The sequence below is a fragment of the Streptococcus sp. 27098_8_12 genome (assembly GCF_041432115.1).
GTDB lineage: Bacteria > Bacillota > Bacilli > Lactobacillales > Streptococcaceae > Streptococcus > Streptococcus parasanguinis_V.
In genome coordinates, this window is the sequence record NZ_JAPVZA010000005.1 from 50,564 (window position 1) to 66,998 (window position 16,435).

At 41.1% G+C, this 16,435-nt stretch carries 14 protein-coding genes; 2 read left to right on the forward strand and 12 right to left on the reverse strand.

All coding sequences use genetic code 11. From position 1 onward, the window contains the following. Window positions 1-200: 200 nt before the first annotated feature. The 5 genes from O3629_RS03030 to O3629_RS03050 all read right to left on the reverse strand — a co-directional run bounded on the left by O3629_RS03030 (window position 201) and on the right by O3629_RS03050 (window position 4,790). The gene (locus O3629_RS03030) at window positions 201-815 is read right to left on the reverse strand and encodes a hypothetical protein (protein WP_070589531.1); all 615 of its coding nucleotides are present in this window, start codon (window positions 813-815) and stop codon (window positions 201-203) included. A 347-nt stretch (window positions 816-1,162) separates the two neighbouring features. Beyond that, a complete protein-coding gene (locus O3629_RS03035) occupies window positions 1,163-2,554 on the reverse strand; it encodes an APC family permease (protein WP_195422884.1) in 1,392 nt (463 codons plus the stop codon). A 285-nt stretch (window positions 2,555-2,839) separates the two neighbouring features. Next, window positions 2,840-3,670: a hypothetical protein gene (locus tag O3629_RS03040; RefSeq protein ID WP_070589535.1), complete on the reverse strand. Its 831-nt coding sequence runs from the start codon at window positions 3,668-3,670 to the stop codon at window positions 2,840-2,842. Next, the gene (locus tag O3629_RS03045; protein WP_070589537.1) at window positions 3,667-4,467 is read right to left on the reverse strand and encodes a hypothetical protein; all 801 of its coding nucleotides are present in this window, start codon (window positions 4,465-4,467) and stop codon (window positions 3,667-3,669) included. The genes O3629_RS03040 and O3629_RS03045 overlap by 4 nt, the downstream gene beginning before the upstream one ends. Next, window positions 4,461-4,790, reverse strand: coding sequence for a PadR family transcriptional regulator (locus tag O3629_RS03050; RefSeq protein WP_003012258.1), 330 nt, complete (start codon window positions 4,788-4,790; stop codon window positions 4,461-4,463). The genes O3629_RS03045 and O3629_RS03050 overlap by 7 nt, the downstream gene beginning before the upstream one ends. 259 nt (window positions 4,791-5,049) lie before the next feature. On the opposite strand from O3629_RS03050, the gene O3629_RS03055 reads away from it, so the two are divergent. Further along, window positions 5,050-7,014 carry a peptide ABC transporter substrate-binding protein gene (locus O3629_RS03055; protein WP_371608698.1) on the forward strand — a complete coding sequence of 655 codons (1,965 nt, stop codon included), beginning with the start codon at window positions 5,050-5,052 and terminating at the stop codon, window positions 7,012-7,014. A 356-nt stretch (window positions 7,015-7,370) separates the two neighbouring features. Here O3629_RS03055 and O3629_RS03060 read toward each other — a convergent pair whose 3' ends face one another. The 6 genes from O3629_RS03060 to O3629_RS03085 form a co-directional block, all read right to left on the reverse strand. Further along, window positions 7,371-9,374: an FtsX-like permease family protein gene (locus tag O3629_RS03060; protein ID WP_371608699.1), complete on the reverse strand. Its 2,004-nt coding sequence runs from the start codon at window positions 9,372-9,374 to the stop codon at window positions 7,371-7,373. Next, window positions 9,367-10,134, reverse strand: coding sequence for an ABC transporter ATP-binding protein (locus O3629_RS03065; RefSeq protein ID WP_371468976.1), 768 nt, complete (start codon window positions 10,132-10,134; stop codon window positions 9,367-9,369). The genes O3629_RS03060 and O3629_RS03065 overlap by 8 nt, the downstream gene beginning before the upstream one ends. A gap of 177 nt (window positions 10,135-10,311) precedes the next feature. Next, window positions 10,312-10,875, reverse strand: a complete 564-nt coding sequence (locus tag O3629_RS03070; protein WP_021152825.1) for a hypothetical protein — start codon at window positions 10,873-10,875, stop codon at window positions 10,312-10,314. A 213-nt stretch (window positions 10,876-11,088) separates the two neighbouring features. Continuing rightward, on the reverse strand, window positions 11,089-12,207 hold the full coding sequence (locus O3629_RS03075; protein WP_371468979.1) for a DUF4767 domain-containing protein: 1,119 nt from the start codon (window positions 12,205-12,207) through the stop codon (window positions 11,089-11,091). 83 nt (window positions 12,208-12,290) lie between these two features. Beyond that, complete coding sequence (locus O3629_RS03080) at window positions 12,291-13,148, reverse strand: alpha/beta hydrolase (protein ID WP_371468982.1); 858 nt, start codon at window positions 13,146-13,148, stop codon at window positions 12,291-12,293. Then, window positions 13,135-14,427 (reverse strand): PTS transporter subunit EIIC, encoded by a 1,293-nt coding sequence (locus tag O3629_RS03085; protein WP_371468985.1) that lies wholly within the window; start codon window positions 14,425-14,427, stop codon window positions 13,135-13,137. The genes O3629_RS03080 and O3629_RS03085 overlap by 14 nt, the downstream gene beginning before the upstream one ends. A gap of 319 nt (window positions 14,428-14,746) precedes the next feature. Here O3629_RS03085 and O3629_RS03090 point away from each other — a divergent pair, with 319 nt between their 5' ends. After that, window positions 14,747-16,141, forward strand: a complete 1,395-nt coding sequence (locus tag O3629_RS03090; RefSeq protein WP_371468987.1) for an MFS transporter — start codon at window positions 14,747-14,749, stop codon at window positions 16,139-16,141. Here the strand turns inward: O3629_RS03090 and O3629_RS03095 are convergent. Next, window positions 16,138-16,272, reverse strand: coding sequence for a hypothetical protein (locus O3629_RS03095; protein WP_371468989.1), 135 nt, complete (start codon window positions 16,270-16,272; stop codon window positions 16,138-16,140). The two genes, O3629_RS03090 and O3629_RS03095, sit on opposite strands and share 4 nt — an antisense overlap. Window positions 16,273-16,435: the final 163 nt, after the last annotated feature.

Below are 16,435 nucleotides of genomic sequence, written 5' to 3' on the forward strand. Positions count from 1 at the left end.
TGAAAACCTAGATAAAATTTTCGGTTTTCTTCGAAAAATAACACATACTAACAAAAACTAACATTTTAATTTTTCTTCTATCAAAACTAGAAGAACCAAAATATGTATTTATTTTTTAGCAAATTAATAAGATGACTTATTTCATTTTTAATAGACAGATCAGCCAACATTTTTGAGGTAGGTTTGCTTAATTTGATTTTTTACTTCGTAACTTTCATTATTCCCGATAACTTTTCTTTTGCGAGTACCGTTCCATCTTCTGTCTTAATGTGTAGACGAATACTTACATCTTGTGCAGAATAGCCATTTTCAACAAGCCAAACAGGAAAAGTTTCATTCTTGACCTGCAACACTTTATCAGCAAATTCTTGAATATTATCTTTTGAATTATATTTAAAGTCTTGTGGAACAGTCAGATATAGTATAAGACCTCTCCCTGTAGCACTATAAACTTGCCCAGTTTCTTTTACCAACTCATTCAATTTATTCTGAAATTGACTAGCATATTTTTGAAACTCTTCATCATTAAATTGATTTGATATCGAAGCTGATTCGCTTGATGAACTCACTTCTAATATCGAGGAAGATGCCTGAGTTGTTGTAGATAAATTCAAAGACGAACTGCTTGAACTAACAACAGATCTGACCGAACCTTGTTGAGATTTATCTTCTCGAAAGAATAAACCAAATATAACAAAACTAATTAAAGAGATCAAAGCCGAAATGTTTCGATATTTTATATTAGGTTGTTTTTTTATAAAATACCAAACACCAACTAAACCACAAAATGTGATAAAAGAAATAATGAATCTCATAATAACCTCCTATTCATTTTTCAATCTTATCTTTTACTTTCTTATACTTTTATAAATATTTATAACTACTTCGACTTTTCGAAAATATAATTCTATTATAACCCTCTACCAATTATTCTAGAGTGAAACAATAAGAAATGTAGACGAACTCTATAAAATATAATTTTAAGAAACCAGAACTCTATGTGGAATTCATTAAAGAAATTTATGATTACTATTATTTAAAATCTCTTCAAATGTCATGGTGTTCTCCTTTGTTATCTATTTAACTTTCTCCCTTTATTATACCAAAAAAAGAGCTTTCCCTATACAAAAAGCCAGAGTTCTTCTACTCTAGCTTTCATCTTTTATTTATGTTCTTCTGAATGGCGATACCCATAGCCAAAATAAATTCCTATCCCAATCAAGAGAGCAACTCCAAAGGCCAGCCAGGTCGATAGAGAATACTGGGTCATAAAGGACACACAGACCACAATCGATAGAATTGGCAAGACCGGAACCAAAGGCGTTTTAAATTCACCAGGTCCAGGAGCACCGTGTTCCTTGCGCAATTTCAAGAGGGCAAAGGCCAACATAACCAGGTAAGCCAAGGTACAGATATTTAAAAAGGAAGCGATACTAGCTAGCGGAAAAACTCCACCAGCAATGGCAGCCATTACTCCAGCGACCAGGGTCGCATTTTTTGGGATTCTGGTTTTAGGATCGAGCTGTTTCATCGCTTTTGGCAAAAGGCCATCTCGCGCCAAACTGTAAATCATCCGTGAGAGGGCAAAAGTCATAGAAATGCAGACGGTAATCAGGGTCAAAATAGCGACCAACGATACATAATTCCCTGCCCAGCTAGCTCCTACCTGACGGAGGGCAAAGGCAACCGCATCCTCTACATTTAAGTTCTTAAAAGGAACCATGCCGGTCAAAACCAGGGTAACCAAGATATAAAGAACCGTTGTGATCAAAAGACTAAGGACAATGCCGCGAGGAACGTTCTTTTGTGGTTCCTTGATTTCATCGACCGCCATTGAAATGGACTCAAAACCAAGAAAGGCAAAGAACATGAGCGAAGCGCCAGCCATAATCCCTGTTTGACCACCATAAATTTCGCCAAAGCCATAAGGGGCAAAGTTTCCCCAGTTGCCAGGGTTTAGGTGAAAAATCCCGACAAGAATAAACAAGGTAAGAGCTGAGAACTTGAGTAAGACCAGCAAGGAATTGAAGCGTAAGACGGCTTTTGCATTCATAAGGACCAAGGCTGTGACGAGGACCATGACCAAAATAGGTAAGAGATCCACATAAGTTCCCGCAGCTGGATCAAAAGTCCCATTTAAAGCCGTCGGCAGACGCCAGCCAAGATTGGCCAACAATCCCTTGAAATAAGCAGCCCAACCTGAGGCCACACCTGATACGGCTGTCATGAATTCCATCACGGTCAACCAACCTGCAATCCAGGCTGGAAACTCTCCAAAGATGGCATAGAGGTAGCTATAGGCTCCACCAGTTGAAGGAATGCGGGATGCAAATTCTGCAAAGAAGAGGGCAGATAAGCCGACGCAAAAAGCCGCAATCACAATTGAAATGATCAAGGCTGGACCAGCTAAATTCGCCGCTGCAGTCCCCGTAATCGTGAAGATCCCTGTCCCCACCATGGCACCGATTCCTAAAATAATCAAATCCCACAACCGTAAATAGCGGTTTAACCCTGGGTGAACCTGTCCCCAAGCCTTTTTTCGAAATAGATTCATGTATATTCTCCCATCTAATGAGTTTATTCTATCATACTTGGATAAGAAAGAGAGTGAGACAGAAATCGGTAATTTGTTAGAATTCGATTTCGTCGTCCCACCTCCGCACAGTTGAGTAGGGCATCTTTGGAACTTGAAAAGCGAACAACTACTTAGGAAACTTGCTTAGCAAGTCCTATCTACCACCTCAAAGCAGTGCTTTGAGCACTCAACCACTGCGTCTTGCTCGACAATCCAAAAATAATTGAGAGGCTAGGACTTTTGTCCCAGCCCCCCCTTTTCTTACTATTTATCACTTTCCGTCCTATTCTTTTTCAAAGCACGAATCGTAAACCAATAATAAATAACCAACCCAAAGACGATGATCACTGTGGGCAGAAGAACCGTCATACCAAGATTCTGAACTCCTTGTGCCAAGGTCCAGCGATGTAAGAATCCAACCACTAAAAAGGCGACGATAGGAAAGATGAAAGCTCGTCCAAACTCTTCTTTCCATTGCCAAAGAATGAGAGCCCCGCTAGCCCCTGTCATGAGAAGAGTATCCCAAGGACTAGGGACTACAAACCAAGCAAGAGCTGGCAAGAAGCGGACTCCCACTATTTCACCGACAAAATAGAATCCTAGAACTAGAACAAATGCTACATAAATTGCTTTTTTCGTTTTTTCCTCCGCAAAAATGAGACGACGAAGGAGATAGAAGATGATCCCAACAGCTAGGAGTCCCAAAATGATGTCTGTCAAATAGACTAGTGGCTTGAGCACAAGGACCGCTTGAGAAGCAAAATCACTTAAGAGGCGATAAAATATCACAATACCTGAAAAGATAGCCCCATATTTCAAAACAGACCGCGTCGATTCTTTGGGCATATTTTCGATGATTTGGTCTGCCATTCCCTTTGGATCGAGACCAAAATAGTCCTTGGCCGTTAAGCCATCCGCTCCTGCTTGCGAAAAATCTAGCGCTAGATTATAGACCTGCTCTCTTAAGGCTTTCTCCTCATATAAGAAACCTGCAAAATTGAAATAATCCCAGAGATCTTGGAAATAGGCTTGGTCCTCCTGGCTAAAGGTTTGCATCAAGGCCTGCGTTTCTTCAAAATACATTGCTGATTTCATGCTTCTTCCTTCTTTCTTTGGAGACAAAATACAATAAGGGTCAGGACTAGTCCCATGAGAGGAAGTAACCAGCCTATTAAATGAGCAGTTTCCTGATTCACAAGACGAATCCAGCATCCTGTAACTAGGAAAGTCAGGCCCATGACTAGTAGACTCGACATCAGACGATTCCTGCTTCTAAAAGCCATGACCGTAAACCCAAGTAAGACTAGGACAGCGAGAACAATTGCCCAACCATCTGATAAGAAGAGACTCCCAATGTGGCCAAAATAGATCGAAAATTGTCGTACGATGTTCAGAAATACCATCAGGCTGATCACACTGATAAACATAGCCCAAGACCACTTCATTTCACCATAGCTCTGTTTAGACCAAAGCCACGTGATGAACTGGCTGAACACCAAGAAATTGAGGAGAATGACAACATAGGTCAAGGGTTCGATTTTTAGTGGCGTCATCCAGGTAAAATCCATTAAATAACGCATGCCAACCAAGATCACTCCAAGTAGGAAGACGAGTCCCACATAAGATCCTAAAGAGCGTTTAGGCAAGTCTGAAAGAACTTGATCCACCATCGCCCGTGGATCCTTTCCAAAATAATCCACCGCCCGAATGCCTTCTTTTTCAGCAACTTTCAGGTCGCAAACCATATTGTAGAGTTGTTCACCGAGTGCTTCATCATCATAAAAATAGGATTTGGCCCCAATATAGGCCACCATTTTTTTCACATAGGCTTGATCCTCTTTGTTTAGATGAATCAATTCATCTGACATTTTTTCGGTATAACTTTCTACCATTCTTCTCCCTCCTTCTTGATACGTTCTACTTTTGTGACTAGCTCCTGCCACTGGTCCCAAAATTCCTCTAAGCGCTCTCTTCCAGCATCACTGAGTGAAAAATACTTGCGATCAGGACCATCTGGAGACGGCCTCATTTCCCCATGAATGACCCCTTGTTTTTCTAATTTTTGAAGCAGGGGATAAATGGTCCCAGCGACAATCTTATCAAATCCCATCTCTTTGAGACTTTGGATCAATTCATAGCCATAGATAGCCTTTTTGGAAATAATCTCCAGCACACAGCCCTCCAAGACTCCCTTTAGTAATTGGGACTCTTTCATCCTTCTCACCTCTTTCTTCACATTTTTCACTAGTTTGTTTTACATACTAGTTTGCTCACTATCAGTATACTCTTTCTTTACTAGTATGTAAAGCATAATAGTAATTTTTTAAAAAAATTTTTATTCCTTAAAAATCCCTTAAAATCAAGGGTTTTACTGTATAGTGGTGTGTAAATATACAAAAAAAGTTCAAAAAACACTTTATTTTGTAGATTGATTGGAGTATAATAATTAAAATTATTCAAAAGGAGACACGAATATGAAAAAATCGAAGCTTGCTCTTTTAGCAGGTGTCGCCGCGGCTTCAACGCTTTTCCTTGCTGCATGTGGCTCATCTTCTAATGCGTCAAAAGGGACTACTTACAACTACGTGTATGGTACAGACCCTGATTCCTTGAACTATTTGACTTCAAATCGTTCAACTACAAGCGACATTACAACCAACTTGGTCGATGGTTTGTTTGAAAACGATCAATACGGTAACTTAGTGCCTGCTCTTGCTGAGGACTGGTCCGTTTCAAAAGACGGTCTGACTTATACTTACAAGCTTCGAAAAGATGCGAAGTGGTATGATTCAGAAGGAAATGAATACGCTGACGTCACTGCACAAGATTTCGTGACATCTCTAAAATACGTAGCAGATAAAAAATCGGATGCTCTTTACTTGGTTCAAAACTCGGTCAAAGGCTTGGATGACTATGTAAACGGGAAAACCAAAGACTTCTCAACTGTTGGGGTAAAAGCTGTTGATGATCACACTCTTCAATACACTTTGAACCAACCAGAATCTTTCTGGAATTCTAAATTGACGACTGCTACCATGATGCCAGTTAATGAAAAATTCTTGGAATCAGCTGGGAAAGACTTTGGTAGCGTGAAACCAAATGGTATCCTCTACAATGGTCCATACATTTTGAAATCCTTCACTTCAAAATCACAAATCGAGTTGGATAAAAACCCTGATTACTACGACAAGAAAAATGTTCACATCGATACGGTTAAATTGACTTACTTCGATGGATCTGACCAAGACTATCTTGCTCGTAACTTCTCAGATGGGAACCTATCTACTGCTCGTCTCTTCCCAACAAGCTCAACTTACAGCACAATTGAGAAGAAATTCAAGGATAACATCGTTTATACACCTCAAGATTCTACTGTTTACTACGCTTACTTCAACGTTAACCGTCAAAACTACGGTCATACGAAGAAGACGTCTGATGAGCAAAAGAACAGTACTAAGACAGCTCTTCAAAACAAGAATTTCCGTCAAGCCTTGAACTTTGCTTTAGACAGAACTTCCTACAGCGCTCAAGTTAACGGGAAAGACGGAGCATCAAAAACTCTACGTACCCTTCTAGTTCCACCAACATTTGTGCAAGCCAACGGAAAAGACTTCGGTACGCTCGTTGAAGAAAAACTTGCCGCAACAGGAGATGAGTGGAAAGGTGTGAGCTTTGCTGATGCTCAAGACAGCTTGCATAATGCGGATAAAGCCAAAGCGGAACTTGAAAAAGCGAAATCTGAATTGCAATCACAAGGTGTTCAATTCCCAATCCATATCGACTATGTCGTAGACCAATCTTCTAATGCTCTTGTCCAACAAGCAGACTCTATGAAGAGTTCTATTGAAACAGCTCTTGGTAAAGACAATGTCGTGATCGATGTACAAAAATTGTCTACAGACGATGCAGACAACGCTACTTACTTCGCCCAATCACCAGATCAAAAAGACTTTGATATGGATATCACAGGTTGGGGACCTGACTTCCAAGATCCATCTACTTACTTGGATATCTTGAACCCAACAGATGGTTCAACCTTGACTGGTATGGGACTTGATCCTAAGAAAGACCAAGCGCTCATCGAGAAAATTGGTTTGAATCAATACAAAGAATTGCTAGATGCTGCCAATGCTGAAAAATTGGATACCAATGCACGTTATGAAAAATACGCTGATGCCCAAGCTTGGTTGACTGAAAACGCAATGGTTCTTCCAATCTACTCTAAGGGTGGAGTACCATCTATCACGAAGGTAACACCATTCTCAGCAGCAAATTCTGCAATTGGTATTAAAGGTGAAACAACCTTCTTCAAATACCAAAAACTTCAAGATAAGACAGTTACAACTGCCGAACATGAAAAAGCTTATAAGAATTGGTTGAAAGAAAAAGAAGAATCAAACAAAAAAGCGCAAGAAGAACTTGCAAAACACGTGAAATAATCGTGATAGAAAACACCGGGGATAAAATCCTCGGTGTTTTTGATTAAGGAAATACCTATCTTTGAAACTTTCCTTAGGTGAGTACGGACGTTAGGTGAAATTATCCAGTGGATGATTTCAGCAATCCAGGAAGTTCCATAACTTAGTTTTGGACCTAAGGTTCCAAAACTCCCGAGTGCTAGAAATACTAGTATTTCTAGCACTTTTCTAACGGCGGAAAGTTTCGGTATTTGTTTAAATAAGCTTAATAAATTAGATTATTATAATTCTTTCCGCAACACTTGGCTTGTCCTATGTAAAAAACAGTTTGTCTATTTATTGGATTTTTCATTTCTCAATCTTTTATAGACTCAGCGCTACCTCACGACAATCTTCCGATAACTTCTAGAAGTCAGAAGAAAGACGAGGATATAAGAGATGAAAAAGACAGCGCAGATGGCTAAGGTTGTTTGAAGGACCAAGCCCGCATTGTTCGCTCCTAAGAGAGCAACGATTTTTGCAATCATCTTATAGGCCACTCCTAGGTAGAGGAAGGAGAAGAATAATGGAAGGAAAAAGACGGTGAGAATCTGTTTGCGTATGGTGGTGCCGGTTTGCTTTTGGTCCAATCCTACTTGTTGCAAGATCACAAAATTTTCCCGGTCCTCATAGCCTTCTGAAATCTGTTTGTAGTAAATGACGAGAACCGTAGCTAATAGAAAGATCACAGATAAAAAAATCCCGATAAATAGAAGAGTCCCTGCTGTTTCACGCCAATCTTTCTCTATACTGTATCGATCAAATCCACCAAAATAAGTCGCACCATATTGACTGATTTTGTCTGTCGAATACAGCTCTTTGATCAAGCCAGAAATAAAATCTTGGTTATCTTTATTTTTAGCACTAATAGAGAATTCCAAATTTTTATCAACTTTTAGTCCCAGTTGGTTCAAGTCAGGGAGGACCAGGTACAAGCCCATTTGGTGTTGAAACAGGTCGGCTTGAGGGAGTTTCCCTTGGATAAAATTGGAGTTTAGCTTTTCTTTAATCGTGAAGGTCTTCCCATTGATTTCTAATTGTGCGTCTAATCTTCCAGGATATTGATACCCATAGGCTAGGATTTCATTTTCCCCAAGCTCAACTTTTTGACCGGTCAGTTGCTCATAAGTCGCCTGATCAAAAAAGTAGACTGTTCCTTCTGACTTCAACTCCTGACCAGTTGATGGAGTGGACTGGTCATTCACCTCTAAGCTCCTTCCATCAATCTTTCGAATTTCAGCCGACCAGTATGTTGTCTGTGCCACCTGATAATCTGATAGATGTGTCGCATCGGCTGTTTTCTTAATTTGAGCTTGAACATCTTCAATAACCGTTTCTGTTTCAGCATCTGAAGGCATATGCCCCACACTAATCATGTAATCAGAAGGGTAAACAGTATCTAGGTAATTCTGCCCTCCAATAAAGATATTGAGCGACCCGGTTAAGGTGACCAAGACCATGGTGGATAGAATACTAATCGTCGCAAGACCCGCTGCATTTTTTCGCATCCGAGCTATTAAGTTGGAGACAGATATAAAATTCTCTGGCTTGTAATAGTAGGATTTCCGACCTCTGAGAAATCTTAAGAAGGTAATCGAGCCTGCGTTAAATAAGAGATAAGTCGCTAGAATGACCAAGATGACAGCAATAAAGAATCCTTGAACCGCTGCAACCGGACGCTCAACGGTTAGCGCCATATAAAAAGCAATTCCTAAGAGCCCTAGTCCTAACAGAGTTTGAACCAGCAAGAAGCGTCCCTTCTTCTCTCCTGCCTTTTTCTGTTGCATGAGGTGGAGGGAACTGTAGCGCAAGAGGCGGAAAGAATTCAACAAAAGAATGAGACCAAAAGCTAAGGCTAATCCAAGTAAAGTGTTAAGAACAGCCTCTATCTGGAAGGTCGATTGAATGACGACTGGAAGCCCCATACATTTTAAGAGCAGGGCAAAAATCAAAGGATCAAACAAGAGCCCCAAGCCCAGTCCTACTCCAACTGTGAGAACATAGAAGAAGAGCAATTCCCATAAGGTCATGATGAGGAGATGCTTCTTCTCCATTCCCAGAACACTGTAGAGTCCCAGTTCTTTGGAACGATTTTTCATGACATAGCCATTGGCATAAGCCACTAAAATGATGACGACTAATTGGACAACGAAACTACCAAAACCAAGAACAGTTCTCGCCGCTCCCCCTCCGTAAGAATCCTCTAAATGAGGGGTCGTTGCCAGGGCGATAAAGCTATAGAGGATCATGGTCGTTAAAATAACAGCTATAGCGAAAGGGTAATAGAGCTTGCGATTTTGTTTGAGGTTGGAAAGAGCTAATTTACTTGTTAATTTAAACATCACGATCCTCCTTCCCCGCCATGACCGTCAGGGTATCTGAGATTTCTTGGAACATCTGACGCTCCGTCTTTTCCCCGCGAAAGATCTGGTTGTAAAGGATCCCATCCTTGATAAAGAGCACGCGCTTGGCACGCGATGCCGCTGCGGTTGAGTGGGTCACCATGAGAATGGTTTGGCCCATGGTGTTGATATCTTCAAAGACATCTAGTAACGCAGCCGATGATTTGGAATCCAGCGCCCCTGTTGGCTCGTCGGCCAGGAGGATTTCTGGCGAGGTAATGATGGCCCGTGCTACAGCCACTCGTTGCTTTTGCCCACCAGAGATCTCGTAGGGATATTTTTCTAAGAGCTGGTGAATGCCCAACTCCCGACTGACGCTATCGACCTTGCTCATCATTTCCTTGACAGGTCTACGAGAGAGGACCAAGGGCAGGAGGATATTGTCCTTGACCGACAAGGTATCAAGCAGGTTGAAGTCTTGAAAGACAAAGCCTAGTTTTTCCCGACGGAAGCTGGAGGCGTCCTTGTTCTTGATAGTTGAAGTATCGGTACCGTTGAGGTAGACCCGTCCTTCCGTCGGCTGGTCCAGCATGGCCAGGATATTGAGGAGGGTGGATTTCCCGGATCCTGATTCCCCCATGATTGCGACGTATTCGCCCTTCTCCACGGTAAAATGGATATCCTTTAAGGCTTCAACCTGCGTTCCTTGAAAGCGGGTTTTGTAGATTTTTTTGATATGTTGAACGTCTAGTAGGGTCATGGTCCGTTCCTTTCTAGCTTGATAAAAGCTTCAATCGTTTTTTACAAATCTATTGTACTAAAACTAAAACGCTTTCACCATAACATAACCTTACATTTTCCCCTTTATTTCTTACATTTTTGTAAGAAAGCAAAAAATAGGCTAGGACTTGAGGTCCTACCCTATTTTTTTCATTGATTATTCAGCTGATGAAGAGAGCAATGGCGCAATTGATTTATATGCACTTTCAAGAGCTTGTTTCATAGTGTCACGTCCAGATTTCAATTGTTGTACAAAAACAGTACGCCCTTGTTCAGGAACAACCGTATCATCTGAACCACCAGTTGAAAGTGCTGTATCAAATTGAGTTTTTGATTCGTCCAATGTCTTGAGAGCTGGCTCTACTTGTTGAGTATATTTAGATCTCAGTGATTCGGGAATTTGATCGCCAATATCTTGAGCATATTTTTTATAGTTATCCACTAATTTACTATAAAGAGTTTTCATATCACCAATTGTTTTGGCATTATCGATTTCGTCATCAGTCAACAAGACAATTTCTGGAATTTTAACAGAAGAGGTTGCTGATTTAGATGATTTTGATGAACTGCTTGATTTGCTTTCTGAAGTAGATGATTTTTCTACTTTGCTAGAAGAAGCTTTTGCATCTTTGCTTGATGATTCTGAAGCAGTTTTACCAGAACAAGCTGCTAACGTTGCAACTGACAAGAGAGCCACACCGGCTGTAAGAAGTTTTTTCATATTTTTTCTCCTATAAATAAAGAATGAATATATTTTAAATGATTTTCCTTTAATTGTCAAACATTTTCTGTTTTCAAATACTTATGCACCGCTAATTATCACTAGTTTTTAACATATTTTATATCCTAAAAATTATTTCTTTTATTGTATTTTTATTCATTGTTTGAATAAACAAAACCAGAAAAACAGTCCTTTTCTGGCTGTTTCTTCTTTTTATTGATGAAGCAACTGTGTAAATTCTTCTTGAAGTTCCTTGTTGTCCGTTGGTTTTAGATACATCTTCCCACCATTAGTCGTTGGAGAATGAAAGACAATGCCTTCTCCTGTATCTGTAATGGCAAAGAAATAACTATGCACATCTGGATACTTGTCCCAATTGCTATAGCGTTCCACGATGCGGTATTTTGCATTTCCTTGACCAGTATCTGTATAAATGGCATCCATCTTACTATTTTCCCCTAGAGTATAGAGGTTGTCTGGTCCTACATCACCGCCAGCGATGCCTTTTTGATAGTTGGGTTGGCCCATCTTTTCGCCCCAGGTCTTCATAAATTCTGCCAATTTTGCTGATTTTTCAGCATTCCAAGGCGTTTTTTCCTGGCTTTGGCTATTTCCCGCTGATGGTGTGCTGTCAAAAGTTTGCCAATCGAAACTCTTGATATCCAATTTTTCCTCATCCGATTTTCCAAAGAGGCTATTCAGATCTGACCCAGGTACTTGGACTTCTTCTTCCTGGACTTTGGTCGCGGCTTGAGGCGTCTTTTCTATTCGTGAGAGCACAGCTACCCCACGGCCAGTTCCTGACATCCAGCTGACTTCTAAGACTTCTCCTCCCTGATAGAGGGTCGTCGCATTGCGCGCTCCACCGTGTCCAGCGACGAAACCTTCAGCTAGCAGAGTCGGTTTTTGCTCCTTGAGGTAATAGACTCCTGTCACAAAGTAGCTTCCATCGGTCTGCTGATTGGCGATGATCATCTCATCTACCCCATCGTTATTTAAGTCCTTAAAGGCATAGCGAACAGCTTCTGGCTGATTGATCACGGTCTCGATCACCCAGCTATTGATCATCCGATCTTCTTTGGCTAATGCATCATTCAATTTGGAAATAGCATCTAAATCTTTTGAAGTGGCAAAAATCTTTTGGTAGTCTGAAAAAACAGACTGGTATAATTGTTTGTTATCTGCTTTTTTCGCTTGTTTTTTTGCTGAAGTCTGGCTCGTTGCAGCCTCTTTTTTAGGACTGGACTGGCGCTGGTATCTTTGGTAACATCCTGTTAACATGACCATACTCGAAGCCACTAATCCTAACTGCACCCATTTTTTTCTTTTCATCTTATTTCCTATAATCTCCCTTATTTTCATACTAAACTTTATTATACTAAAAAAAAGGTGAGGAAGGAATCCCTTCTTCACACTTAGTTTATTTTATTCGGTTTAGCTCGACGATCCGTTTGACTTTCAATATGCTCTTTCACCAAGGCAACCACCTCATCATTGGTTGGAAGGTCCGAGTGCTGGGCATCTTCCCCCGTCACCGTAATCTCCGTATAGCTAGCTGCTTGGTTTTGGTAGATATATTTCCCAGCAGAAACACTGGCATCTGGGACCAACTCATCTGAATCATAGGTGATGGTCCCTGCTACTGAATACATATGAAGGGTTGTGGGGATAGCTTCTTTTCCCTTGATAAAGTCAGCCAACATCTCAGATTTATTTTTGATATTGGTCTCCGTGAAATTATAGGGAGTTCCGATGGTCATGAGGGTCTTGAGATCTATATCATAATCCCCCAAATAATTTTCAATAAAGGCTGTATACATCAAGCCACCGTTGGAATGACCCAAGCCTTTAAAATTATTAAAATTGTATTTTTCTTGAAGGGCTTCGAAGGCTTGATTAAATAGTTTGGCTTGCTTTTTAATGTTGCTATAGCCATCTTTGTTGTTTTCAAAACCAACTACAATTACCGGCTCATTGTCCTTGGCATCAATACTACCACTATAGGTGATATGCCCATCATTCCAAACCTTAACCTTGAGCAGACTGTGTTTGGTTCCTTGACGGTCTTGGTTGAGCTTAGTCACCAAGCCATCGAAGCGGTTCTCTGTCGCAGAGCTTCCCGGGATCATGATGATGGGAGACAGTTTGGAATTATAAAATTTCTCGATTTTTGAAACATTGGTTCGAGTCCAGCTATAAGAAGGAATGGCCAAAGCGATCAAGAAAAGACTGACCAAAGTGAGGACGATGGCTGTTTTTTTAGATTGTTTCATCGCTTTCTCCTTTCACTTTTAAATCTTTTCGTATACGATTTCCCATGCGGACAAATGGTAGATAGAGGAGCACATCGACGGCAAAACAAAGGATACTGACAGCTAAGGCTCTCAGACTTCCTCCCGTTCCAATAAAAGCATAGAGGAGACTAGGTGTACCATCTGGTACCGGATAAACAGCTGCTGGCATCAGCTTAAAGCACAAAGCTAGAGCTGCTATTCCCATATTCACCAAGGGGATCAATAAGAAGGGAATCACATATAGGAGGTTGAGAAGGACCGGTATCCCTACCATGAAAGACGCCCCGTTGTTAAAGAGGCTTGGAAACAGACTGAGAAAACTGACTTTCTTGTCCTTTTGACTTCGTGAAACCAATAAGATTGCAACCAAAAGAGCTAGGACGGCTCCGACACCAGCTACCAGACCAAAACTGCGGTACAAATTGGTCAAGGTATAGAGATGAGGAATGCCTGTCGTTGTATGATGCGTCACAGCGTAGGTGAGATTTTCCAAAGCAAAGTTATCATCCGCAATTGAGTTCAAGGCAAAGGCTTGACTATTACCAAACCAAGCAGATAGCCCACTAAATAGTCCCATGACAAAGGTGGACAAGAGATGATGACTGCTTACCGTTAGAGAATCCAAGAACTGTCGGATAGTCTGAAAAATATTAAATTGGTTCCCAAGAACCACAAGAAGATTGAGGCTGACCCCTAGAACTAAGGACAAGAAAATGGGACGCACAGTCTTGGGCTGATAGATGAAATCCTTGTCCACAATCTGGTCGTCACTGGCCTTGGATAGACGAAAGATTTGCCCGATTAGATAGCCTAAAAAAATCGCTAAGACGATATTGGTCGTCGCAGGTAAGTTGATACGCGTCAGTTGCCCATCATTGAGTGGTCTCACCAACAATTCCTGGGACCCTACAATCAAGCTGACCAAAAGAGCGGTGACACCTGCTGTCCCTGTACTTCTACCGTAGTGCCCAGCTGTGTATTTTCCAGCGAAGTAGGTCGCTAAAGGCCCAGCTAGACCTCCTAAAAAATTGGAAAAATTAATGAGGACTTGACTAATGGCCTGATCCCATGGCAACCAGCTATCCATCGAAAAGAGCTGATGGATATAGCCTCGATCGGAGAAGACCGATAGAGCGATCACCCGAATGATTCCTGAAAATAGAAAAAAAGGAAATAAGGAAACCAGGGTTTTCTGGGAAATTTGAATCAAACTTTTTTCTCGTAACCAGAAAAACTTCTGGACTAAATACTTGGTCATGAGGCCTCCTGTTCGAGTTGATTGACTTATTCACGTTTACTGCTTTCTTCTTATTATATCATATTGGCGAGCCTTTCCTTTCGTTTGGAGAGACGTCATCATTTGAGAATGCTATTATTTTCAAAACTTTTCAAAAACTCTTTGACAGGGGTCTTCATTTCCTCTATACTATTTGTTAGCTAACAAAACGATGGATCAGGTTAACGTCGGTCCTGCTATGCTCATAGCAATTGGAATTGATGGGAAATGAGAGAGCTAGGATGGATTTTCAGACCATTTTTACAAGATTATAGAAAGATTTAGGAGGAATCAGACGTCTATGTCACAAGAAAAAATTTCAGCCAAGGTCTTGTTCGCGATCTTTGCGACAGGGATCCTTTCCTTTTGCGGGGTGGCTGGAGAAACTGCCATGAACATCACCTTTCCAATATTGATGAAGGAATTTGAGATCAATACAGCAACCGTCCAGTGGGTCACCACCATTTATCTTCTAGTGGTTGCCTGTGTGGTCCCCTTGTCTGCTTATCTCAAGCGTTCCTTTGAAATGAAGTCCATCTTTTTAGTTGGAAATCTCCTATCTGTTTTAGGTGTTCTCATTGACTTCCTAGCTCCAAGTTTTGGCTTTGTGGTTCTGGGGCGATTGGTTCAAGGAATGGGGGTTGGTTTTGCCCTTCCTCTGATGTTTAATATCATTCTAGAACAGGTCCCAAAACGCAAGATAGGTCTCATGATGGGAGTGGGAACCCTGATTACAGCCATCGCTCCCGCCATTGGGCCTACTGTCGGTGGTCTCTTGACAGCTAACTTTGGCTGGCGGTCCATCTTCTTAGTGCAATTCCCGATCCTTCTAGCTTCGCTAGTTTCAGGACTTCGCTCCATTGAGCAAATCAGTACAGTCAAGCGGGAAACACTTGATATCATGAGCCTTCTCGCCATTATTGCTTCATTTTTAGGCTTGATTTTAGGGATTCACGGTCTTTCTGATCATGCTTTCTTTAGTTTTTCTGTCCTTGGTTGGCTGGTGATCGGGTTCTTGGGACTCGTTCTCTTGGTCTGGCGGTCCAATCAGTTGGAGACTCCCATTATCAACCTTGCCATCTTAAAGAACCATCTCCTCACTGGCCATGTTCTTGCCTTTTTCACCTTCCAACTAGGTTCTCTGGCCATGAGTTTCCTCTTGCCCAATTATGTCCAATTGGTCAACCATTCGAGTACCACGCTTGCAGCCTTGATGCTGCTTCCAGGTGCCATCATTGGGGCTGGCTTTGCTCCCTTCTCTGGTCTCATTCTAGATAAGTTGGGCGCCCGTAAACCGATTCTCCTTGGAGCTGCTTTAATCCTTCTGGCCCATTTCCACTTCACCCTTTTTGCCCTGAAACTGACAAATGGCTTGATTCTTATCTTTTACATGATCTTCATGACCGGTATGGGACTTGCCTTTGGCAATATCATGACCAACGGACAAAAACAACTCACTCTGGAAGAGCAACCCGATGCGAACGCGATTTTTAACACCTTGCAACAATTTGCAGGCGCTGTCGGAACAACCCTGGCTTCACTGATCGTTGCCATGAGCCAAGCCAATCAAAAGATGGACTTCACCCAAGCCACTGCTAAAGGAAGTCGCAACGGTTTTATGGTCTTATTTGCCTTAGGCATCTTCCAACTCCTTCTCTTATTTTGGGTTGTCGGAAAAGAAAATGAAACCAACTAATTTATCTCATCAAAAACAGCAAGATTTGCTGTTTTTTTATCCTTTTCTGACCCGTGTGACAATGCCATCAGGATCTTGAAAGGTAAAGTCACTTCTGCTAAATAATTCTTGCTACGATAGGCGTATACCATATTCTTTCTCCTTTTTGTTGTAACTTTATTTATTACATTATATCTTTTTGTGTTGTAATGTCAAATATTACAACTTAAACTTCATTAAATTGTCGAACTTTTATCATTTGAGTTAAAATCCTTGCTTTCTTTTTGTATTTTATTTATAATCATTCTAAATAAG

Excerpts from the sequence above, each read along its gene's own strand:
- O3629_RS03030 (WP_070589531.1), bottom strand. The coding sequence starts at position 815 with ATGAGATTCATTATTTCTTTTATCACATTTTGTGGTTTAGTTGGTGTT.
- O3629_RS03035 (WP_195422884.1), bottom strand. The coding sequence starts at position 2,554 with ATGAATCTATTTCGAAAAAAGGCTTGGGGACAGGTTCACCCAGGGTTA.
- O3629_RS03040 (WP_070589535.1), bottom strand. The coding sequence starts at position 3,670 with ATGAAATCAGCAATGTATTTTGAAGAAACGCAGGCCTTGATGCAAACC.
- O3629_RS03045 (WP_070589537.1), bottom strand. The coding sequence starts at position 4,467 with ATGGTAGAAAGTTATACCGAAAAAATGTCAGATGAATTGATTCATCTA.
- O3629_RS03050 (WP_003012258.1), bottom strand. The coding sequence starts at position 4,790 with ATGAAAGAGTCCCAATTACTAAAGGGAGTCTTGGAGGGCTGTGTGCTG.
- O3629_RS03055 (WP_371608698.1), top strand. The coding sequence starts at position 5,050 with ATGAAAAAATCGAAGCTTGCTCTTTTAGCAGGTGTCGCCGCGGCTTCA.
- O3629_RS03060 (WP_371608699.1), bottom strand. The coding sequence starts at position 9,374 with ATGTTTAAATTAACAAGTAAATTAGCTCTTTCCAACCTCAAACAAAAT.
- O3629_RS03065 (WP_371468976.1), bottom strand. The coding sequence starts at position 10,134 with ATGACCCTACTAGACGTTCAACATATCAAAAAAATCTACAAAACCCGC.
- O3629_RS03070 (WP_021152825.1), bottom strand. The coding sequence starts at position 10,875 with ATGAAAAAACTTCTTACAGCCGGTGTGGCTCTCTTGTCAGTTGCAACG.
- O3629_RS03075 (WP_371468979.1), bottom strand. The coding sequence starts at position 12,207 with ATGAAAAGAAAAAAATGGGTGCAGTTAGGATTAGTGGCTTCGAGTATG.
- O3629_RS03080 (WP_371468982.1), bottom strand. The coding sequence starts at position 13,148 with ATGAAACAATCTAAAAAAACAGCCATCGTCCTCACTTTGGTCAGTCTT.
- O3629_RS03085 (WP_371468985.1), bottom strand. The coding sequence starts at position 14,427 with ATGACCAAGTATTTAGTCCAGAAGTTTTTCTGGTTACGAGAAAAAAGT.
- O3629_RS03090 (WP_371468987.1), top strand. The coding sequence starts at position 14,747 with ATGTCACAAGAAAAAATTTCAGCCAAGGTCTTGTTCGCGATCTTTGCG.
- O3629_RS03095 (WP_371468989.1), bottom strand. The coding sequence starts at position 16,272 with ATGGTATACGCCTATCGTAGCAAGAATTATTTAGCAGAAGTGACTTTA.